Origin of the sequence: Buttiauxella brennerae ATCC 51605 (assembly GCF_001654925.1) — a bacterium.
Classification (GTDB): Bacteria; Pseudomonadota; Gammaproteobacteria; order Enterobacterales; family Enterobacteriaceae; genus Buttiauxella; species Buttiauxella brennerae.
Window position 1 is genome coordinate 98,779 of record NZ_LXER01000011.1, and the last position, 20,869, is coordinate 119,647.

Below are 20,869 nucleotides of genomic sequence, written 5' to 3' on the forward strand. Positions count from 1 at the left end.
TTGCACCAAATCATAGGTAAGCGCTAAATTACTGGAAAATTTAACGGGTGAGGATAAGCCTGAAAATGCGTGTATGGATTATTTTAGTGGCATGTCTGGTACTCGCAGGGTGTAGTCATCATGCTCCCCCGCCAAATTCCCGACTTTCAGACTCGATAACGGTGATTGCGAAACTCAATGACCAGCTCAATGGCTGGCACGGCACACCTTATCGCTATGGTGGAATGAGCCGTCGTGGTGTTGATTGCTCAGGTTTTGTCTCCATCACTTTCCGAGACAGGTTCGAGCTGCAATTGCCGCGTGAAACGAAACAGCAGGCGAAAATCGGCACCGAAATTGATAAAGACGATTTGCTTCCGGGCGATCTGGTCTTCTTTAAAACTGGCTCTGGTCAAAGTGGTTTACACGTGGGGATTTACGACACGGATAACCAGTTCATTCATGCCTCGACCAGCCGGGGAGTGATGCGTTCGTCGCTCGATAATGTCTACTGGAGTAAAAAATTCTGGCAGGCTCGTCGTATCTAGTTCAAAAGCGCTCTTGTTTTAGGGCCAGTTGATGGCCCTAAACGTGACTCCCTTCAGCAATTCCACGCTTAAACCCGGCGCATTCTATAATATCAGTTAATATCCGGGAGCATTTACGCCCTCGAAAGGACAGTTCATGGTTACTCTGGAAGATGTTGCCGCCAGTGCTGGTGTGTCCCGGGCGACTGTGTCACGCGTGGTGAATGGCGATAGCAAAGTTAAAGTGCAGACACGTATTAACGTTGAGGCTGCGATTGCTGAATTAGGTTATACGCCTAATCCGGCGGCACGCGCTCTGGCATCAAGTCAAAGCAACACGCTCGGGTTGGTGACAACTTCGTACCGGGGCGGTTTCTTCGGTGCGCTGATGGACACCGTACAAAGTGAAACCGAGCAGCAGGGAAAGCAGTTACTGGTGACGCAAGGGCGTGATACGGCAGAGAAAGAGCTTAGTGCTATCCAGCGCCTGTTTAATTTGCGCTGTGACGGCCTGATATTACATGTTCGTGCCATTAGCGATGAAACCCTTCAACAACTCGCCGGGCAAGATCGCAAATTCATTGTATTGGACAGAAATGTTCCGGGTCTTGAACAACGCTGTGTGGTGTTTGATCACCGTGCAGCGAGCGCACTTGCTACACAAGTATTTATTGATGCGGGCCATACAGCAATTGCCTGTTTGTATGGGCCGAGCGGGCGCAGCTCAAGCCTATTGCGCAGACAGGGGTTTATCGACGCGATGGCGCAGGCAAAGCTCGAACCTGTTGCGGTAACAGGCGGTGAATACGATATGCCCACAGGATATGAGTTGGCATCTCAACTGCTTGAAACGGCGCGGCCAACAGCGATTTATTGCTGTAACGAAGAACTGGCCATTGGCGCGATGCTGGCCATCACTGAACGAGGTCTGCGCATTCCCCAGGATATCTCACTTATTTGCTACGACAGCGGAGAACGCGCCGCATTTGTTCGTCCGGCTATTACCAGTGTTCATTTTCCGATAAGTGAAATGGCCCGTTTCGCGATACGAAAATTATTGGATAATGATTGTGAGAATGAATCTTTTTCTCCCCAGATAATCTACCGTGATTCTGTTCGTCATATTCGCTAAAACTGGCGATATGGAGATAACCAGGATAATATCAATATATTAAAGAGATTCTGATTACACTCTCAGGGATGAAATTGCGTTTATTTCTCGTAAAATCAATCCAGTTAACGCTGGATGCTCATCGTATCACGATGCCATCCACCTATTATGAAACACGGCTGGCAACATGATTCTTGTATTTGATGCACAATATCGTTCAGATTTTTCTTTTAATCCTGTTTACTTACCGGGTGGTGAGCTTTTAGGTGTTGAATTAATAGTTAATTTTGTTGGGATCGATGCGCCAGTTCGTATTCCTACAGAAATAGTTGCACCGGTTATTACTGATGAGCAGCAATTAATATTATTCAAAGAGAAAATAGAATTACTCGAAAACTATCAAGAGTTCTTTATGGCTCAGAAGACGGTTGTCTGGGTAAATATAAATGTAGCGATTGTCGATGCTATTCTGAGCAACGCCGAGCTAAATTCACGCCTGGCGCATCTTCCGTTCATTGAATTCTCAATCAATGAGAACTTCCCGGACTTAAACCGTGGGAGTGAAAATGTCCGTTTAGTCACAATGGGTAAGCATTATCCATTAGCGCTGGCGAATTTTGGCGCGGGAATTTCGACCACCAAACCGATTTTTGATGGCTTATTTAAACGTGTATTTTTGGACAAGTCATTTATTCAAAAACAAATTAAACAACGTTCGTTCGAGCCCTTTATGTTAGCGATGCTTGCGCAACTTTCACCATTTTGCCAGACGATGGTTATCTGCGGTATTGATGATGAAAGCGCCCGCCAGAAAGTATTGCCGCTAGCCACCTGTGCCATGCAGGGGAGTTTCTGGCCGGGTATTGCACCTCAGGTGTTACCAGACTGGTTATCCTTCAACGCCCTGAATTGAGTTAATACCCCTGCCAACGTGCCGTGTTTAAATCTTCACACAAGCACTACACTATCGGCAGGAGGGTCTATGACCAATAAACCTGTTTTTAACAATAGCTGGCACGATGAGTTGCCCGGCTTTTATACCGCTCTTAATCCCACGCCGCTGCATAATGCCCGGCTGTTTTATTACAATCGTCCGCTGGCCGAAGAGTTGGAGCTTGATGCTTCACTGTTTGACGATCCTCACGCCGGCATCTGGAGCGGTGAAACGCCGCTTACGGGTATGCAACCTTTGGCGCAGGTTTATAGCGGGCACCAGTTCGGTGTCTGGGCCGGTCAGTTGGGTGATGGGCGGGGGATTTTGCTCGGCGAACAGCAGCTGTCGGACGGGCGTAAATTCGACTGGCACCTGAAAGGGGCAGGTCTGACGCCGTATTCCCGCATGGGCGATGGTCGCGCCGTGCTGCGTTCAACCGTGCGCGAGTTTCTCGCCAGCGAAGCCATGCATGGTTTGGGTATTCCCACCACGCGTGCGCTGAGCATTGTGACCAGCGACACGCCGGTACGCCGCGAAACCACTGAGCAAGGCGCTATGCTGATACGCGTGGCGCAAAGCCATGCCCGTTTTGGCCATTTCGAGCATTTCTACTACCGTCGTGAACCGCAAAAAGTGCAGCAACTGGCGGATTACGTGATTGCGCACCACTGGCCACATTTGGTCGATGAAGCCGATAAATATCAGCTTTGGTTCCGCGATGTTGTCGAGCGCACCGCAAAAATGATCGCCCACTGGCAAACTGTCGGCTTCGCCCATGGCGTGATGAATACCGACAATATGTCCATTCTGGGGCTGACCATGGACTACGGTCCGTATGGTTTCCTCGACGACTACCAGCCCGATTTCATCTGCAACCATTCCGACCATCAGGGGCGCTACGCATTTGATAACCAGCCTGCGGTCGGGTTGTGGAACCTGCAACGCCTGGCCCAAACCTTGTCGCCGTTTATTTCCGTTGAATGGCTGAACGAATTGCTCGAACACTATCAGTTCGCATTGATGAAAGCGTTTGGTGAATTGATGCGTGGAAAACTGGGGCTGCTCACCGAGCAAACAGCAGATAACGAAATTCTTACCGAACTGTTTGGTTTGATGGCAAAAGAGGGGAGTGATTACACGCGTACCTTCAGAATGCTCAGCCTGACCGAGCAAAACTCAGCCAGTTCGCCGCTGCGTGATGAGTTTATCGACCGCGCCCGTTTTGACAGCTGGTTCACCCGTTATCGTACCCGCCTGCAAGCAGAGCAAATCAGCGATGAACAGCGCCAGCAGGCGATGAAAGCCGCCAATCCGTCAATCGTGCTGCGTAACTGGCTGGCACAACGGGCAATCGATGCTGCCGATAAAGGCGATGTGAGTGTGCTGGCAGAGCTACATGAAGCGCTGCGCCAGCCCTTTGCGGAACATTCGGATGATTTAACCCAACGCCCGCCGGACTGGGGCAAACGGTTAGAAGTGAGTTGTTCGAGCTAAAAAACGGCCGGTATCACTGCTGTAACCAAACCTGAGGCACCGGGTGTTCAGGATGATTGAACACCCGTAAATCTGCCTGATACCAGCGCTGTAGCGTGGACTCGTCCAGCACCTGTTGCGGCGTACCCTTTGCGACCAGCTTTCCTTCATGCAATAACACAATCCTGTCGGCCCACAGTGCCGCCAGGTTCAAATCATGCAGCACTACGCAAACTGATAACGTCCCCATCAGTGATAAACGGCGCAGCAAACGCAGAATATGTTGCTGATGATACAGATCCAATGCCGAGGTCGGTTCATCTAAAAACAGCCAGCCGTGGGGTTGCCCATCCAGCCATAGTTGCGCCAGTGCGCGAGCCAGTTGCACGCGCTGTTGTTCACCGCCAGAAAGCTGGCAGAAATCGCGCCCGGCAAGCGTATCGCAACCCGTCAACGCCATCACTTCCTGAACCACGGACTTTGTCTCTTTTTCCGGCCAGGGTGCACGCCCCATGGCAATCACATCTTCAACAGCCCAACTGAACGCCATACCGCTGCGCTGGCGCATGACCGCACGTTTACGCGACAGAGCATCTCCAGACCATGAAGTGAGCGGGCGTCCAGCAAGGGTAATTTCGCCACCGTCTGGTGGCTGGAAACCAGTCAGTACCCTCAGCAGCGTAGATTTTCCGGCACCGTTAGGGCCGATTAGTGCCACGACTTCACCGGCAGCCAGCGTCAGATTAATGTCATCGAGTAATTTTCGCTCGCCTGGGCGAAACGTAACGTTTTTCGCCTGCAGTAAATCAGCCATCAGTTTCTCTCTTTTGGCGGAATATCAGTGCTAAAAACCACGGACCACCCAGCAGACTCGTCAGCAGGCCAACGGGCATTTCCGCAGGCGCAACCAGCGTACGGGCCAGCGTATCGGCAACCAGCAATAACATTGCGCCCGCCAGTATCGAACCCGGTACCAGCCAGCGATGGTCGGCACCTAGCCACATCCTCACCAGGTGCGGAATCACCAGACCGACAAAGCCAATTACGCCGCTCACGGCCACGGCTGCCGCAACCAGCAGTGCACTCAAAATCAGCAACTGGCGCTGCGTTTTTTTGACATCCACGCCCAGGTAATGCGCTTCTTCGTCGCCAAGCTGCAACAGATTTAGCCGTTTAGATAAAAAGGCGATGGTTACCGAGGCCGGGAGGATAAACGAGGCGGTGGCGAGTAACGTTGACCACTGCGCCTGCCCAAGGCTACCCATGCCCCAAAGCGACAACTGGCGCAACTGCGCATCGTTACTGATCCACGACAACACGCCAACTGCCGCGCCGCAAAGTGCATTGATGGCAATCCCGACCAGCAACAAGCGCGACAAACTATTGTTACCCTGGCGGCTCAAAAAGAAGATCACCAGCGTCACGGCGAGACTGCCAAAAAACGCCGCCAGCATCGGCACATACAATGCCAACACGGCGGGTAGTGCTAACGGAAGCACCACGGAAAACCCGACGGCCAGTGCCGCACCGCTGCTGATCCCGAGCAAACCCGGGTCAGCAAGCGGGTTGCGAAACAGCCCCTGCATCACACAGCCTGAAAGCGCCAGTGCGCCGCCAACTAGCGTCGCCAGCAGCACACGCGGCAGACGAATGTTGAGCCAGATATGGCGCAACGCTTCATCCTGGGCCTGCCACAACACGGCGATAGAAAGGCGCATAGCGCCTAAATTGGCAGCCACCAAAGACAGCGCCAGTAACGCCAGAATCATGGCGAACAGCGCGCGTTGGGGCAGGGGACGGCGTATCAAGGCAATTGCTCCGCTTTATGTCGTAACGCAAGGATGGCATCCGGGGTTTGCAGGCCGAAACCAAGCAGCGCCATATCGTCCACGACTAACAGCTGTCGATTTTTCCCTGCGGGAGTCTGAGCAAGCCCTGGCAGTTTCCAGACGTTATCTTCACCGCCCAGCGTTTTCACGCCATCGGCGGTGATCAGCACCAATGCCGGCTGGCTGGCAATCACACCCTCTTGCGACATTGGCTGATAACGCTTGAAACCCTGCATGGCATTTTGCAAACCTGCGGCGTGAATGGCGGCATCTGCCGCCGTTTCCTGCCCGGCCGCCATCGCGGTCATGCCACCATGACTCATGATAAACAGGACTTTCACCGGCAGAGGTTTGGTTGGAATCGACGCCAGTTTGTCATGCACAAGCTTGCGCAAAGCCTCGCCCTGTGTCGTTTTCCCCATCGCCTGTGCAACAGCGTCAATTTTGTCATCAATGCCATCGAGCGAATTTGTGGCGGGAATTGTCACGACTTTAACGTGGCTGCTGGCAACCTGCTCCAGTGCAAGAGATGGCTTCGCCTGAGCGCTCGCGAGTACCAGCGTCGGGCGCATAGCCAGAATCCCTTCGGCATTAAGCTGGCGCATGTAACCGACATCAGGAAGTTTTATTGCTTCCTCCGGATGCAGGCTGGTGCTGTCACGGGCGACCAGTTGGTCGCCCGAACCTAATGCGTAGGCAATTTCCGTTACGTCGCCGCCAATTGCCACCACTCGTTCACTGGCGCTCGCAATCACTGGCATTGCAAGCAGGGCAATTAACCAGCGTTTCATGCGGCCAGCCCTTTGCTTACCAATGCCTCCAGCTGTGAACGCCACTGTTGCTGCTCGGGCTCGCCTTCGGTGCGCTGGCCGTAAAGCTGCGCAATCTGGGTGCCGTCAGCCGCAAACAGTTCCAGGCTAGTCACGAAACCATCGCCGCTTGGTTTACGCGTTACCCAGCTTTCAGCAATGGTGTCGCCCAGCAAATGCAGGGTGAATTGCGGGTTGAAGATGTTGATCCAGTTGTCCATTGGCACAACTTTTTCAACTTTCCCGGTGAAAATCTGCACCGAGCCCTGGTTGCCGACGAAGATCATAATTTCATTTTGATCTTGTTTCGCCTGAGCCAGCAGTTGCGCCAGTGCGCTGTTATCAACCTGGCACGCCAGGTCTTCAGCTACCAGACGGAACGCTTGCTGGCGAGTCAACTGGTGGCGTTTGAGCAGACTAAAGAACTGATGCACGTCACGCAGGCTGCGCCATTCGGCTTCAACCAGGCTCCCATCGGCCGCAGGCGTCATCACGGTTTCTTCAGCAGCTTTCAGTTCAAGCTCCGGGTTATCGGCATAGATAAACTTCGCCAGCATATCGCCCCAGGCGGCGAAATCAGTGTTGTCGGTGGTGTACACTTTCAACAGCGCATCGCCCTGATGGTCAAAAAACTGAATGCTCTGGCGCTCGCCGCGAGCAGTTTCCTCACGAATATGGAAAGCGAAAGCCCATTGATTGAGGAACAGACGCAAATCCAGCGCACGCGGGTTAAGCACCAGCCCGGCATGGCCTTGAAGTTGTTGGTTCTCAAAACGCCCGACTTGCTCGTGCACCGCATACTCGTTACGGCAGATGGACTTAATTTCGCCCACGCTTTCAAGGCTTGCAAGAATGTCACGAACTTCACCCTTTAAGCGCCAGGCGTCATGCCCAACGCGGGCATGAGTCAGTTCGGCTTCGCTGATACTCATCAGTTTTGCGATGTCGCGAGCATATTTTTTAGGGTGCTGTTGTTTGAGCTGCAACCAGTTTTCATAACGCTGAGTCATATCGTTTCCTTACCATTGATAGCTAACAAAGATTTTGCCGTTACGGCCATCTTGAGGGAGCCCCTGCGGTGACCAGTATTCCTTATCAAAGGCATTACCCAGTACCAGGGAAGTAGTAAGCCCGCGCAACTGCTGCTGGCCTGTATAGCTGACATAGAAATCGTTCACGCCGTAACCTGCCTGAGCGCTGTAGCTGCTGCTGATGTGCGTTGAACGTTCTGCAAATGTACCCACCCAACCCACGGAAAAGCCGCTTTGCGCCACCGGAACATCGAGGATGCTGGTGACAGTGTCCGGGTTCAGGCTTGAAATCCAGTCGCCGGTGCCGGTGTCTTTACCACGGGTGCGGTTATAAGCCAGATCAAGGCTGAACCACGCGCTGGTGTACTTCGCCGTCATATCCCAACCCCAGATTTTGGCATCAGGGACGTTATAGGACATGGTGGTCGCTTTGGCGAAATCGACGGTAGTAGAAATGTAGTCTTTTGCTTTAGTGTCGAAGTAGCTGGCTTTAAATTCGAGGCCATCGTCCGCCAGCATCAAATCGTCGAAGCGCAGGCCAAAACCGCCTTCCAGCGTTTCGTTGGTTTCCGGGCGCAGATTCGGGTTTGGAACCCAATAGTTGGTGTAACGCGTACCGATAGAGAAGTGTTTCGCATCGTTGTACATTTCGCCCATGGTCGGGGCGCGGAATGCCTGAGCATAAGAACCAAACAGCATCAGCCAGTCGGTTGGCGTTATGGACAGTGCGCCACGAGATGACCATTTATCGGCGTTCACATCGTCATAGCCGTCGCTGCTGCCGCTATAATTGTCATAGCGTGTGCCGGCGAGAATAGAAACGGGTAGGTCACGCAGCGTAATTTCATCCTGCAACCAGCCTGAACCGAAATCGATATTGGCTTGCGGGAAGCCCGTCGTGTTGCCGCCTGGTTTCTGATCCTGGCGATAATATTCGCCGCCGTAAGTCAGCAGGTGGGCGGCGAAACTGTCGGTAAAGGCGCGGCTGCGGTTTTCAACTTTCCCGCCAGTGGTGGTCTGCTTGCGGAATTCAGCCCCGTCAGTTTGCCCCTGGGCGTTGATACGCGCTTCAGACCAGTATGCGGTGGCGTCAGCATTCAACCAGTCGCTTTGGTCTGGCCCGATATGATATTTAACCTGCGCATCACGCTGAATAGTGGAGCGATCCACCATTGAGTTGCTTGAGTCCGCTTTGCTGGTCTGTGGGTTTTTCGGCTCCTGGGCGGCGTTATTGTAGTAGCGCAGAGAACCCGCAAGAGACTGGGCCGGGTCGATATACCAGGTGCCTTTGGTCAGAAAGTTACTGATGCTTTCGTCGTTTGGTGCGGTTTCACCGTCACTCTGGCGGATATCACCCCGGTCACGGCTTGACCACGACACTAAACCATCAAGATTATCGGTGCGGCCAAAAGCGCTGGCACCCATGCCGACACTGTGATCGCCCGTCGCACCAGTGCCAAACACGCGGTAGCCTGAGTTTTGCCCTTCATACAGCAAATCGCTGGCATCGGCGGTTTCGTAAGAGATCACGCCACCCAGTGCGCCGCTGCCGTAAAGCAGGGCTGCCGGGCCGCGAACCACTTCGATACGTTTGATTAAAGCCGGGTCGAGGAAGGTGCTGTTAAGGTGCCCGGTATCGGTTCCCTGACGGACGCCATCGACCAGCATCAACACGCCACGGCGATCGTAACCACGCATGCTAACGTCCTGACCATTAGTGCGGCCGGTGCCGGAAATGGTTATCCCGGGCACCCGGCGCAGCATATCGGCGGCAGAAGATGAGGTCTGGCTTTCTGGGGTATTGGCATCAATGACGGTAACCATCATTGGCGCTTCAAATGTGCTGCGTTGGTTACCGGTAGCCACCACGGTCATTTGATCGTCTTTCGCGAAAGCGGGCAGAGCAGAAAAAACCGCAACAGTCAGTAATGACAGACGGAATCCGACTGTGTGTAAAGCAGGCATGCGCAAATCTCCATGAGAAAATTTAAAAGCGCTGGCTGCCTGGGAATTAAGAAAAACCTGGGTGGCTTGCGTTGTAGTAAGGCTATTTTTTGTTTACTTGGTCAGGATTAACTTCCCGGCCTGAGTTTGTCGTAACTGATACTGCTGGCCTTCGTGGACAATAACCACGCGCCCGTCAGGGCCGAGCAAAAGCTTACTGTCTATCTGACGAGGGCCAGCCGCAGATTGCGGATTCGTAGGGGTGAATGCTTTATCCATATTTCACTCTGTGTACAAATGACAATCAATGTAACAATGATAATCATTATCAATAAACTGTGTTTCATCATCAAGTGTTATTTGTAAGAAATTTGTGAATGGATCAATTTTGGGGAAGGATCGGTTTTCGCCTTCTCCTGGGGGAGAAGGTCGGGATGAGGGGGCCCAGACTTTAGGTCAGAGAAAATGTTCAGGTATCGGATGCCCTCACCCTGGCCCTCTCCCTCAGGAGAGGGGACTCAAAATATCAGAAGCGGCTATCCGTTGCGTCTGCCAGCATATCGAGCAGCGTTTCAGTGTCTTCCCAGTTCAGGCAAGGGTCGGTAATCGACTGGCCGTACACCAGTGGCTGCCCGGCAACGATTTTCTGCGTGCCTTCACGAATGAAACTCTCAGCCATCACACCCGCAATTGCCCGTGAACCATTACGAATCTGGTTACACACATCCTCGCAAACTTCGAGCTGGCGGCGATGCTGTTTCTGGCAGTTGCCGTGGCTGAAATCGATCACCAGTTGTTCCGGCAAATCAAACTCATGCAGGCTGTCACACGCTGTGGCGATGTCGGCTGCGTGGTAGTTTGGCTGCTTGCCGCCGCGCATAATAATATGGCCGTACGGGTTACCACTGGTCTGATAAATGGTCATCTGGCCGTTTTTATCCGGCGAAAGGAACATATGGCTGGCACGTGCGGCACGAATCGCGTCTACCGCAATACGCGTGTTTCCATCGGTGCCATTTTTGAAACCGACCGGACACGAAAGGGCAGATGCCATCTCACGGTGGATCTGGCTTTCGGTAGTGCGTGCGCCAATGGCGCCCCAGCTAATCAAATCGGCAATATACTGGCCGATCACCATATCGAGGAATTCTGTTGCGGTCGGAACACCCAGTTCATTGACCTGCAACAACAGGCGGCGTGCCTGCTCGATGCCGTGGTTGACGCGGTAGCTGCCGTTTAAATCTGGATCGGAAATCAGCCCCTTCCAGCCCACCACGGTGCGCGGCTTTTCGAAATAGGTACGCATCACGATTTCAAGGCGATCCTGATGCTTTTCACGCGCAGTTTGCAAGCGTCTGGCGTAATCCATTGCTGCATCCAGATCATGAATGGAGCAAGGACCAACAATCACCAGCAGGCGATTATCTTCACCATTAAGGATTTTTTCGATACGACGGCGTGAGGCAGTTACGTTTTGCGCAACTTCCTGGGAGACAGCCAGACGCTGTGCCAGCTCCGCAGGTGTGACCAGACTATCGATGCGCGCGGTGCGCAATTCATCTGTTTTATTCATTGGGTGTCTCAAAAATTTTGTCTTCAGCTCGGCAGGAGTACCGGGAAGTGATGGCTGTCACGATAAACCAATCTATGTTGAATTCAACCGTAAAACTGAATCGTTACCACCAGATTGCGTACAGCCTGACATACAAAATTGAACTTGTGAACTAGTTTGTTAGTACATGCGACGATTCAGTCCCATGATGTCCAGAATCTTGGTCGCCATTTCCTCAACCGAATAATTAGTGCTGTTCAGGTAGCGAATCTGGTTCTTGCGAAACAGTGCTTCGACTTCCGCCACTTCCAGACGGCACTGGCGCATCGAGGCATAACGGCTGTTTTCCCGGCGTTCTTCACGGATTGCCGCAAGGCGCTCCGGGTTGATCGTCAAACCAAAGAGCTTATGTTGCAAAGGCTTAAGTACCGCTGGCAGCTGAATGTTATCCATATCGTCGGCAATAAACGGGTAGTTTGCGGCGCGAATACCAAACTGCATGGCGAGGTACAAGCTGGTGGGGGTTTTTCCGCAGCGTGAAACACCGAGTAAAATCACCTGTGCCTGATCGAGGTTGCGCATTGAAATGCCGTCATCATGCGCGAGCGTGTAATCAATGGCGGCGATACGCGCATCATATTTGATTAAATTCCCGGGATTAAGACCGTGAGTTCGGTGAGCAATCGGCGTGGGTTCAAGTTTTAATTCTTGCTGCAAAGGGGCAACCAGCGCCTGCACAATATCCTGACAAAAACCTTCACTTTGCAAAATAATGTCGCGAATGACCGGTAAAACGATGGAATAGAAGACCAGCGGGCGTACGCCAGACTGCTGGTAAATCGCATTGATTTGCTCTTTCACTGCATTAGCGCGACTTTCGTTTTCAACAAACGGTAGCGTAATGCTGTTTATCGCCACCGGAAACTGTGACATCACGGCATGACCAAGAACTTCTGCGGTAATGGCGGTGCCATCGGAGATATAAAAAACTTGTCTGTCTGCGGCGTTATCCATTTTTTCAATCCTGTTAATGACTGCTTTTTCTGAATGATAAATTAAAAATTATGATACCGGATCAATCTCATTCTCTTTTTGAAAATGAAACGTGGTTTTTATTTTAAATGAAATGCACAGTTCACTTTTCTGATTCTCTTAAACCCTTATTTATATAGGGAGTAAATTAAGAATCAACAAGTTACGCAAAATGTAAATATATCTGAAAATTTCAAATTTTTATTTTGCTTGAACGATTCACCTGTTTCATTCATGCGGTTAATTATGCCAATCTAAATATAACCGTCATTCTTTGAGCGTAGCAGTGTCGGCTACAACTCAAATTGTGTGGGTATATACATTCTGAAATTTCTTGAACCGCTCATCTTCACAAAAGGATTGTTTCGATGTCCAACTCGTCACCGCTGGTGCTTTGGTACAACCAACTCGGCATGAATGATGTAGACAGGGTCGGGGGCAAAAATGCCTCTCTGGGTGAAATGATTACTAACCTTTCCGGTATGGGTGTTTCCGTGCCGAATGGTTTTGCCACCACGGCCGAAGCATTTAACTTGTTTCTTGACCAAAGTGGCGTGAACCAGCGTATCTATGAATTGCTGGATAAAACGGATATTGATGATGTGACTGAGCTTGCCAAAGCCGGTGCCCAAATCCGCCAGTGGATAATTGATACGCCATTCCAGCCTGAGTTTGAAAAAGCCATTCATGATGCCTACGAACAGCTTTCTTCAGACGATGCAGATGCCTCTTTTGCCGTGCGTTCTTCTGCAACCGCCGAAGATATGCCCGATGCGTCGTTTGCCGGACAACAAGAAACTTTCCTCAACGTACAAGGTTATGACGCGGTGCTGGTTGCCGTGAAACACGTCTTTGCTTCCCTGTTTAACGACCGCGCCATTTCGTATCGCGTTCACCAGGGTTACGACCACCGTGGCGTTGCGCTCTCGGCTGGCGTGCAGCGCATGGTGCGTTCAGACCTCGCATCATCCGGTGTGCTGTTCTCCATCGACACTGAATCCGGTTTCGATCAGGTGGTGTTTATCACCTCCGCTTATGGCCTGGGTGAAATGGTGGTGCAGGGTGCTGTTAACCCGGACGAGTTCTACGTTCATAAGCCTACGCTTGCTGCCGGCAAACCGTCGATTGTGCGCCGCAATATGGGCTCGAAAAAAATCCGCATGGTTTATGCCCCAAGCCAGGAGCATGGCAAGCAAGTGCGTATCGAAGATGTGCCGCAAGCCGACCGTGACCAGTTCTCTATCACGCCTGAAGAGGTGCAGGAACTGGCGAAGCAGGCGGTGCAAATTGAGAAACACTATGGCCGCCCGATGGATATCGAATGGGCAAAAGACGGGCACACTGGCAAGCTGTTTATTGTTCAGGCTCGCCCGGAAACCGTGCGTTCTCAGGGCCAGGTGATGGAGCGTTATCAGCTGCATTCTCAAGGCAAAATCATTGCTGAAGGACGTGCTATCGGCCATCGCATCGGTGCCGGTCCGGTCAAAGTCATTCATGACATCAGCGAGATGAACCGCATTCAGCCGGGTGATGTTTTAGTCACCGACATGACCGACCCGGACTGGGAACCGATCATGAAAAAGGCGGCGGCGATTGTCACCAACCGTGGTGGGCGCACCTGTCACGCGGCGATTATCGCCCGTGAATTGGGTATTCCAGCGGTAGTGGGTTGCGGTGACGCGACAGAACGCCTGAGCGAAGATCAGAATGTGACGGTTTCCTGCGCCGAAGGGGATACCGGTTATGTTTACGAGGAACTGCTGGATTTCAGCATCAAAAGTTCCACCGTCGATACCATGCCGGATTTGCCGCTGAAAATCATGATGAACGTCGGTAACCCGGATCGCGCATTTGATTTTGCCTGCCTGCCAAATGAAGGTGTGGGACTGGCGCGTCTGGAATTTATCATCAACCGCATGATTGGCGTGCATCCGCGTGCGCTGCTGGAATTTGACCAGCAAGAGCCTGCGCTGCAAAACGAAATCCGTGAAATGATGAAAGGCTATGACGATCCGGTTGAGTTTTACGTCGGTCGCCTGACGGAAGGGATTGCGACACTCGGCGCGGCATTCTGGCCGAAGCGCGTTATCGTGCGTCTTTCTGATTTTAAATCTAACGAATACGCCAACCTGGTGGGCGGCGAGCGTTACGAGCCGCATGAAGAAAACCCGATGCTTGGTTTCCGTGGCGCAGGCCGTTACGTGGCTGACAGCTTCCGCGACTGTTTCGCGCTGGAATGTGCTGCAATGAAACGGGTGCGTAACGACATGGGCCTGACTAACGTCGAAGTAATGGTGCCGTTTGTGCGAACTGTGGCGCAGGCCAAAGCGGTGGTTGAGGAACTGGAACGCCAGGGTTTGAAACGCGGTGAGAACGGGCTGAAAATTATCATGATGTGTGAGATCCCCTCTAACGCCTTGCTGGCAGATGAGTTCCTGCAATATTTTGATGGTTTCTCCATTGGCTCAAACGACATGACTCAGCTTGCGCTGGGGCTGGACCGCGACTCTGGCGTAGTTTCTGAACTGTTTGATGAGCGCAACGACGCGGTGAAAGCACTGTTGTCGATGGCGATTAAAGCAGCCAAGAAGCAGGGTAAATACGTGGGTATTTGCGGGCAAGGTCCATCTGACCATGAAGATTTTGCTGCCTGGTTGATGGAAGAGGGGATCGATAGTCTTTCCCTGAACCCGGATACCGTGGTGCAAACCTGGTTAAGTCTGGCAGAATCTCAAAAATAATTAATATTCATCATAGTAAGGCTCCTCATTGCTGAGGAGCCTTTTTTATCATAATGCTTTCGGTGTCATGACTCCGGTAACTTTGCTTTCGCTCTGGAATTTACCCATTCGCAAATCACCTACAATACTGTTCATTCTCTCTTCGGTAAGTTTGTAATAGTGGATCGAAATAGCCGTAATGATGTAGAAAATTGCCGGTAGCACGGTAAACAGAATCAATACACCACGTACGGCTTCAGCTGATTGCTGCTCTACACCTGCCTGATAACCAAACCAGGCCAGACCCCATCCGGTTAACGCACCACCAATCGCCACACCTAATTTAATAATGAATATATTCGCCGCGACGTTCATTCCGGTAATGCGGCGCTGAGTTTTCCATTCACCGTAGTTATTAGCATCGGTAATCATTGACCATTGCAGAGGGGCATTTATACCCTGCAATATATTAAGGGCAATATGCACGATGAATGCGGGCATCCAGTAGTTTGTCGGCAGTACAAGGAACAATAAACCTATTAATGCGCTTAACACGTTCACCCAAATGGAGGCGCGAATTTTACACATCCAGCTACCGAGATGCTTTGCAAATAAACTGCCAAATACGGCGGCGATGGTCGTGGCAAGCATAAACATCGAAATAATGCCACTGCCCTGATTAAGGATATATTGTACGAAATAGACCAGTAAACTCCCACGAACGACAACACCGCACAACATCGCAAGGTTATAAACAGACAAAATACGCCACTGATCGTTTTTTAATAAAACTTTTACGTCGCGCATAATATTCAGGTTTTCTTCTTTCACTGGCGTAATGCGTTCGCGAGTAGTGAAAAAACAGACCAGGAACATGATGCAGCCGATCACACCGAAGATACCCATCGCCCACTGCATACCCGCAGCTCTATCAGTTGGAGAGATGAAATCAGCCAGTGGCAGAATCAGCGCCGTACCCATCGCACCGCCGATTGGCGCAATGGCAAAACGCCATGATTGCAGAGAAAGGTTTTCCTGAGGATCAGAGGTGATCGCGGCACCTAATGAGCAATAAGGGATATTGATCGCGGTGTACATTAGCGTCATGAATATATATGCAAATACGGCGTAGACAATTTTGCCGGTTTGCTCAAAATCAGGCGTTGAATAAACCAGCACGCAGCTGACTGCAAACGGGATACAGATAATCAATAACCATGGGCGGAAGCGCCCCCAGCGGCTTTTTGTCTGGTCGGCAATCGCGCCCATAATAGGGTCGGTAATCGCATCCAGTACCCTGACGAGTAAAAACAGAGTCCCCATGACCGCAGGGGGTAAACCATAAATATTGGTATAGAAATAAGCGAGGATAGCAACGGAAGAGTCAAAGACAATGTGACTTGCCGCATCGCCCAGCCCAAAACCCAGTTTTTCTTTGATGGTAATTTTTTCAGTTAACACCGACATACATTCACCTTTATTAAGAGCCGGAATATGCCCTTAGTTATATGTGGTGAAAGTTAAGATGAGTATTGTAATTTTTTATTTGTGTTTTATGTTTCTTACCAACTGTGACGGAGTTATCTCTTATTTGATTCTCCTTGTCGTGAATGGATTTTATTTCATGGATATTTTTGAAACCCATCACATTTATCACTTAAAACCAAAAAACGTAATCTTGCAGGTTATTCTGGCAATTGTTTGCACCCGCACTCATCACCCATATTGATGATTAAAAATCATCTCCGCGAACAGTCTCGCGGATGGCTGAACTCGAAAGGGGAATATTATGCCTGCAATTTATCAGGATGCTCGCCGCCCGGTAGATGAACGTGTCGCTGACCTGCTATCACGCATGACGCCGGAAGAAAAATTTGCCCAAATGCATGCGTACTGGCTGATTTTATCGAGCGATGGCAACCACCGGGAGCGCACAGATTTAAGCGATGAATTTTCAGGGGTGACAGAACAATCTGCACTTGCCGAACGGCTCAAACTGGGTGTGGGGCAAATTACCCGGCCACTGGGAACCCATATTGTCGATGCTAAAGAGGGCGTGCGAGCCGCTAACCGCTTACAGAAAACGCTGGTCGAAGAAACGCGGCTGGGCATTCCGGCGCTGTTTCATGAGGAGTGTCTGGTGGGCCTGTTGTGCAAAGATGCCACCTTATTTCCGTCATCACTTAACTATGGCTCGACCTGGGATTTGGATCTGATTGAGCGCGCCGCTGCCGCGATTGGCGAAGAAGCGCGTTCAACTGGTTGCCATCAGGGGTTGGCTCCTGTGCTGGATGTTTCGCGCGATGTACGTTGGGGGCGCACGGAAGAGACATTCGGTGAAGACCCGTGGCTTGTGGGCATAATGGCGACACATTACGTCAAAGGTTTGCAGGGTGAAAAACGCTCTGTGCTCGCCACGCTCAAACATTATGTTGGTCACTCATTTAGCGAAGGTGCGCGTAATCACGCCCCGGTTCACCTGGGTTTTTGCGAGTTAAATGATACCTTCCTGCTGCCGTTTGAAATGGCGGTGAAGCTCGCAAATGCCGGTTCGGTCATGCCGGCTTATCACGATATTGATAACCAGCCAGGGCATTCTGACAAATTCTTGATGACCACAATTTTGCGCGAGCAGTGGGGCTTTGATGGCCTGATTGTGGCGGATTACGGCGGTGTGAGTCTGTTGCATCAACACCATGGTATTTCACACGATGCGGCGGAATCTGCGGCGCTGGCGTTTAATGCCGGTCTGGATGTGGAATTACCAAAAGATGATTGCGCGCGCCATCTGTCGGAGGCGGTAGAACGCGGCCTCATCACGATGCAAAAAATCGATGAGATTGTGGCTCGTGTATTAAAAGAGAAGTTCCGGCTGGGCTTATTTGAACACCCTTACCGCGATGAAAACAGTGTCGTCCTGCAAAGTGAATCTACCGTACAGATTGCGCGTGACGTGGCGACACGTTCAATCACGATGCTTGAAAACGACGGCATATTACCGTTGAAAGGGCACCCGCGCGTGGCGGTGATTGGCCCGACAGCTGACGACCCGCTCGCGCTGCTGAGCGGCTATAGCTTCCCGGTGCATCTGATTATCAGCGATATGCTTGAACAAACATCGCAAGTGACCACGCTGTTAGACGCCCTTCAACAGCAACTTGGCCGCGATAACGTACGTTATGCCAAAGGCTGCCACATCATCGAAAAACGCATGGCTGGCGCGCCAGTTTTCCCCGGTGACAGCGGTGGAAAACCGATGCAAGCCTCTCCGGTTTCACACGATACCTCGCTGATTCCGGACGCCGTGAAAACTGCTGAACAATGCGATGTTGTGGTGCTGTGCGTGGGGGATTTATCCGGCTTATTCCAGAGCGGAACAGTCGGCGAAGGTTCGGATACTGACAGCCTTGAACTACCGGGCGTGCAGCAACAACTACTCGATGCATTGGTTGCTACCGGCAAACCGGTGATCGTGGTGATGACCGGAGGGCGTCCGTACAACTTAGGCGGCCAGGAAGATAACGTTGCCGCGCTATTGATGGCCTGGGCTCCTGGGCAAGAGGGCGGCCATGCAATTGCCGATATTATTACCGGGCGTGCTGAACCAGGCGGCCGCCTGGTGGTGTCCATTCCTAAAAGCGCCGGGGCAATGCCGTATTACTACAACCATAAGCTTAAGAGTGGTGGTACGCCATTTGCCTTCCACTTTGGCGCGCGATACCCGTTCGGCTTTGGTAAAACATGGGCTGAATTCAGTTATGGGGCGCTGCAAATTGCCAGCAATGAGATTCCCAATGAGAACGGTGTGGTGAGCGCGAGTATTACCGTCAGCAACAGCGGAACGGTAGCAGGCAGCGAAGTAGTCCAGCTGTATGTTCATGACAAAGTGGCGTCAATGGTGCGCCCTGTTCAGGAACTCAAAGCGTTCCAGCGCGTGCATCTTGAACCCGGTAGCAGCGCACGACTCACGTTTACCATTCCTACGGATATGCTGAATTTCACCCGCCGCAATGGTGAGCGTGTTGTCGAACCAGGCGAGTTTGAAATCCGCGTTGGCGCATCAAGTGGCGATATCAGAAGCACGGGCGTTGTGCGAGTGACCGGCGATACGCGGGTTATTAACGGCAAGTGGCGGATGGTGAGTCGTTGCGAGGTTTTAAGTTATCCCGAAATTAATGCATGCCCTAAATAATGCATGTCCTAAATAATTCGTGCTACAGCACAAAAGGCTTCAGCCTTTTGAACAGCGCTTGCGCTGGCCCCCACGGGGCGAGGCTTCGCCGAGTAACGCGGCAAGGGAGGTCATCCCCAGGAGCTTACTTTAGTAAGTGACTGGGGTGAGCGAGTGTAGCCAACGCCGCTGTAGCGCGAAGTATGACGGGCAAAACGGCACGCAAAAAAAAGCCCATCTAAGATGGGCAAAGACTACACACAGCAATTCGTTGTTTCACTCAGGGGATTTCCATGCTTATAAATCAATGTGTTGATTCATAGCCGTGAAGTAATAGTAGGCATCTCACCCTGGAGCGTCACTCGGATTCGTCTCAATAGTTAATGGAAAGTAAACGGTTGAGGTCACATTACTGCGAGTTCTGGAATCAAAGAGTTATTTAGAGGTTGAAAAATGCTGGAATGTTAAGAGCTGTTAATCATTGCAGAAGATTACCCCCATTAAATGGGGGTAATTGACGAGCAGGTTGGGTTATTCGTGTTCTTCAAGAATCTCCACAACTTCATTGGGATCATCCTGCGGTTGCGGTGCTTCGTGCATCCACACAGAAATGAGACGATACGATACCGCCAGCAGCACCGGCCCGATAAACAGCCCAATCATGCCGAAGGCAATCAAACCACCGATAACGCCGGAGAGAATAAGGATCATCGGCAAATCAGCGCCCATACGAATCAGCACCGGACGGATAAAGTTATCCATCGTGCCCACCACACAACTCCACACCAGCAACACCGTGCCCCATGTGGTATCACCGGTCCAGTACAGCCAGGCAATAGACGGCACCAGCACCACTAACGGGCCAATTTGCACCAGGCAGCACATCAGCATAACGACGGTTAACAAAGTCGCATTGGGAATGCCTGCAATGGCAAGCCCCACGCCACCCAGCACCGACTGCACCAGTGCTGTAACAACCACGCCAAGCGCCACGGCACGAATTGCCTGGCCTGCCAGCAACACTGCAGCATCACCACGTTTACCCGCCAGGCGGAATGCAAAATGGCGAATACCATTACCCAGCGTTTCACCTTTTGCATAAAGCAGCACGCTGAACAGCAGCATCAGGCCGCAATGCATCAGGAAACTGCCCACATGGATGGCCTGGCCGAGGAACCAGGTCGTTGTGGTGCCGATATAAGGGCGAACTTTCGCCATAATCGCGCTGCCACCGCTTTCAACCAGCGTATTCCAGCCAGCGTAAAGATTGTCACCAATCAGAGGAATGGCATGAAGCCACTCAAATTTCGGTAACTCCATATTGCCTTTTGTCGCCCAGTCAATCACCGGGCCGCTGTTATCGACCAGGCTGTTAACGAGCAGCGCGACGGGAATAACAAACAGCATTAACAATAAGAGCGTCATGACCAGCACGGCAAGTGAGCGCTTTCCCCACAATAAACGCTGGATTTTCAGCATCAGTGGCCATGTTGCGATCACGATAGTACCTGCCCACGCGAAGCCTAATACGAAAGGGCGTACAATCCACAAACAGGCGATAATCATCACCGAGATAAATAACACCGACAGAAGAACCTGTAGCAGATCCTTTGGCTGACTGGCTTTGACCATAGATAAAATCACCTTAATAACGAATAACCGGCAAAGTGCCTGCGTTAAAGCCGCGAAGCGGATGACATAATGATGATGTATTTCCTCAATTTTTAACAGAAACAAAACAGGGGGGCATGTCTGAA

General features: G+C 51.5%; 16 protein-coding genes and 1 other RNA gene. 6 read left to right on the plus strand and 11 right to left on the minus strand.

The features are described from left to right. The first annotated feature begins 65 nt into the window (after positions 1–65). From M975_RS05765 to selO, 4 genes are all read left to right on the plus strand, one after another. Positions 66–527, plus strand: coding sequence for an NlpC/P60 family protein (locus M975_RS05765; RefSeq protein WP_064557908.1), 462 nt, complete (start codon positions 66–68; stop codon positions 525–527). A gap of 136 nt (positions 528–663) precedes the next feature. Beyond that, positions 664–1,638: a LacI family DNA-binding transcriptional regulator gene (locus tag M975_RS05770; protein WP_064557909.1), complete on the plus strand. Its 975-nt coding sequence runs from the start codon at positions 664–666 to the stop codon at positions 1,636–1,638. Between the two features lie 166 nt (positions 1,639–1,804). Beyond that, positions 1,805–2,530, plus strand: coding sequence for an EAL domain-containing protein (locus M975_RS05775; RefSeq protein WP_064557910.1), 726 nt, complete (start codon positions 1,805–1,807; stop codon positions 2,528–2,530). A 69-nt stretch (positions 2,531–2,599) separates the two neighbouring features. Continuing rightward, positions 2,600–4,045: a protein adenylyltransferase SelO gene (gene selO, locus M975_RS05780; RefSeq protein ID WP_064557911.1), complete on the plus strand. Its 1,446-nt coding sequence runs from the start codon at positions 2,600–2,602 to the stop codon at positions 4,043–4,045. Positions 4,046–4,058: 13 nt separating this feature from the next. On the opposite strand, the gene M975_RS05785 is transcribed toward selO, so the two are convergent. From M975_RS05785 to ppsR, 8 genes are all read right to left on the minus strand, one after another. Beyond that, on the minus strand, positions 4,059–4,838 hold the full coding sequence (locus tag M975_RS05785) for a heme ABC transporter ATP-binding protein (RefSeq protein WP_064557912.1): 780 nt from the start codon (positions 4,836–4,838) through the stop codon (positions 4,059–4,061). Next, positions 4,831–5,793, minus strand: coding sequence for a FecCD family ABC transporter permease (locus M975_RS05790; RefSeq protein ID WP_064558269.1), 963 nt, complete (start codon positions 5,791–5,793; stop codon positions 4,831–4,833). Before M975_RS05790 ends, M975_RS05785 begins: the two co-directional genes overlap by 8 nt. 35 nt (positions 5,794–5,828) lie before the next feature. Further along, positions 5,829–6,644 carry a heme/hemin ABC transporter substrate-binding protein gene (locus tag M975_RS05795; protein ID WP_064557913.1) on the minus strand — a complete coding sequence of 272 codons (816 nt, stop codon included), beginning with the start codon at positions 6,642–6,644 and terminating at the stop codon, positions 5,829–5,831. Next, positions 6,641–7,672, minus strand: coding sequence for a hemin-degrading factor (locus tag M975_RS05800; protein WP_064557914.1), 1,032 nt, complete (start codon positions 7,670–7,672; stop codon positions 6,641–6,643). The genes M975_RS05795 and M975_RS05800 overlap by 4 nt, the downstream gene beginning before the upstream one ends. A 9-nt stretch (positions 7,673–7,681) precedes the next feature. Beyond that, positions 7,682–9,658, minus strand: a complete 1,977-nt coding sequence (locus M975_RS05805) for a TonB-dependent hemoglobin/transferrin/lactoferrin family receptor (RefSeq protein ID WP_064557915.1) — start codon at positions 9,656–9,658, stop codon at positions 7,682–7,684. A gap of 93 nt (positions 9,659–9,751) precedes the next feature. Beyond that, entirely contained in the window at positions 9,752–9,916 is a 165-nt protein-coding gene (gene hemP, locus M975_RS05810; protein WP_034455958.1) for a hemin uptake protein HemP, read from the minus strand. A gap of 247 nt (positions 9,917–10,163) precedes the next feature. After that, positions 10,164–11,210: a 3-deoxy-7-phosphoheptulonate synthase AroH gene (gene aroH, locus M975_RS05815; protein ID WP_064557916.1), complete on the minus strand. Its 1,047-nt coding sequence runs from the start codon at positions 11,208–11,210 to the stop codon at positions 10,164–10,166. A gap of 159 nt (positions 11,211–11,369) precedes the next feature. Beyond that, the gene (gene ppsR / locus M975_RS05820; RefSeq protein ID WP_064557917.1) at positions 11,370–12,203 is read right to left on the minus strand and encodes a posphoenolpyruvate synthetase regulatory kinase/phosphorylase PpsR; all 834 of its coding nucleotides are present in this window, start codon (positions 12,201–12,203) and stop codon (positions 11,370–11,372) included. Between the two features lie 386 nt (positions 12,204–12,589). On the opposite strand from ppsR, the gene ppsA reads away from it, so the two are divergent. After that, positions 12,590–14,962, plus strand: a complete 2,373-nt coding sequence (ppsA, locus tag M975_RS05825; protein WP_064557918.1) for a phosphoenolpyruvate synthase — start codon at positions 12,590–12,592, stop codon at positions 14,960–14,962. A gap of 48 nt (positions 14,963–15,010) precedes the next feature. Here the strand turns inward: ppsA and M975_RS05830 are convergent, their stop codons facing one another. Beyond that, positions 15,011–16,408, minus strand: a complete 1,398-nt coding sequence (locus M975_RS05830; RefSeq protein WP_064557919.1) for a glycoside-pentoside-hexuronide (GPH):cation symporter — start codon at positions 16,406–16,408, stop codon at positions 15,011–15,013. A 322-nt stretch (positions 16,409–16,730) separates the two neighbouring features. On the opposite strand from M975_RS05830, the gene M975_RS05840 reads away from it, so the two are divergent. After that, the gene (locus M975_RS05840; RefSeq protein WP_064557920.1) at positions 16,731–19,133 is read left to right on the plus strand and encodes a glycoside hydrolase family 3 N-terminal domain-containing protein; all 2,403 of its coding nucleotides are present in this window, start codon (positions 16,731–16,733) and stop codon (positions 19,131–19,133) included. A gap of 201 nt (positions 19,134–19,334) precedes the next feature. Here the strand turns inward: M975_RS05840 and rprA are convergent. Next, positions 19,335–19,439: antisense sRNA RprA (rprA, locus tag M975_RS05845), an RNA gene on the minus strand. Between the two features lie 204 nt (positions 19,440–19,643). After that, entirely contained in the window at positions 19,644–20,744 is a 1,101-nt protein-coding gene (ydiK, locus tag M975_RS05850; RefSeq protein ID WP_064557921.1) for an AI-2E family transporter YdiK, read from the minus strand. Positions 20,745–20,869: the final 125 nt, after the last annotated feature.

What these genes read in the sequence shown, in the direction of transcription:
- M975_RS05785 (WP_064557912.1), bottom strand. Translation starts at nt 4,838, where the DNA reads ATGGCTGATTTACTGCAGGCGAAAAACGTTACGTTTCGCCCAGGCGAG.
- aroH (WP_064557916.1), bottom strand. Translation starts at nt 11,210, where the DNA reads ATGAATAAAACAGATGAATTGCGCACCGCGCGCATCGATAGTCTGGTC.
- M975_RS05775 (WP_064557910.1), top strand. Translation starts at nt 1,805, where the DNA reads ATGATTCTTGTATTTGATGCACAATATCGTTCAGATTTTTCTTTTAAT.
- ydiK (WP_064557921.1), bottom strand. Translation starts at nt 20,744, where the DNA reads ATGGTCAAAGCCAGTCAGCCAAAGGATCTGCTACAGGTTCTTCTGTCG.
- ppsR (WP_064557917.1), bottom strand. Translation starts at nt 12,203, where the DNA reads ATGGATAACGCCGCAGACAGACAAGTTTTTTATATCTCCGATGGCACC.
- M975_RS05800 (WP_064557914.1), bottom strand. Translation starts at nt 7,672, where the DNA reads ATGACTCAGCGTTATGAAAACTGGTTGCAGCTCAAACAACAGCACCCT.
- M975_RS05790 (WP_064558269.1), bottom strand. Translation starts at nt 5,793, where the DNA reads ATGATTCTGGCGTTACTGGCGCTGTCTTTGGTGGCTGCCAATTTAGGC.
- M975_RS05765 (WP_064557908.1), top strand. Translation starts at nt 66, where the DNA reads ATGCGTGTATGGATTATTTTAGTGGCATGTCTGGTACTCGCAGGGTGT.
- hemP (WP_034455958.1), bottom strand. Translation starts at nt 9,916, where the DNA reads ATGGATAAAGCATTCACCCCTACGAATCCGCAATCTGCGGCTGGCCCT.
- M975_RS05770 (WP_064557909.1), top strand. Translation starts at nt 664, where the DNA reads ATGGTTACTCTGGAAGATGTTGCCGCCAGTGCTGGTGTGTCCCGGGCG.
- M975_RS05795 (WP_064557913.1), bottom strand. Translation starts at nt 6,644, where the DNA reads ATGAAACGCTGGTTAATTGCCCTGCTTGCAATGCCAGTGATTGCGAGC.
- M975_RS05840 (WP_064557920.1), top strand. Translation starts at nt 16,731, where the DNA reads ATGCCTGCAATTTATCAGGATGCTCGCCGCCCGGTAGATGAACGTGTC.
- M975_RS05830 (WP_064557919.1), bottom strand. Translation starts at nt 16,408, where the DNA reads ATGTCGGTGTTAACTGAAAAAATTACCATCAAAGAAAAACTGGGTTTT.
- M975_RS05805 (WP_064557915.1), bottom strand. Translation starts at nt 9,658, where the DNA reads ATGCCTGCTTTACACACAGTCGGATTCCGTCTGTCATTACTGACTGTT.
- selO (WP_064557911.1), top strand. Translation starts at nt 2,600, where the DNA reads ATGACCAATAAACCTGTTTTTAACAATAGCTGGCACGATGAGTTGCCC.
- ppsA (WP_064557918.1), top strand. Translation starts at nt 12,590, where the DNA reads ATGTCCAACTCGTCACCGCTGGTGCTTTGGTACAACCAACTCGGCATG.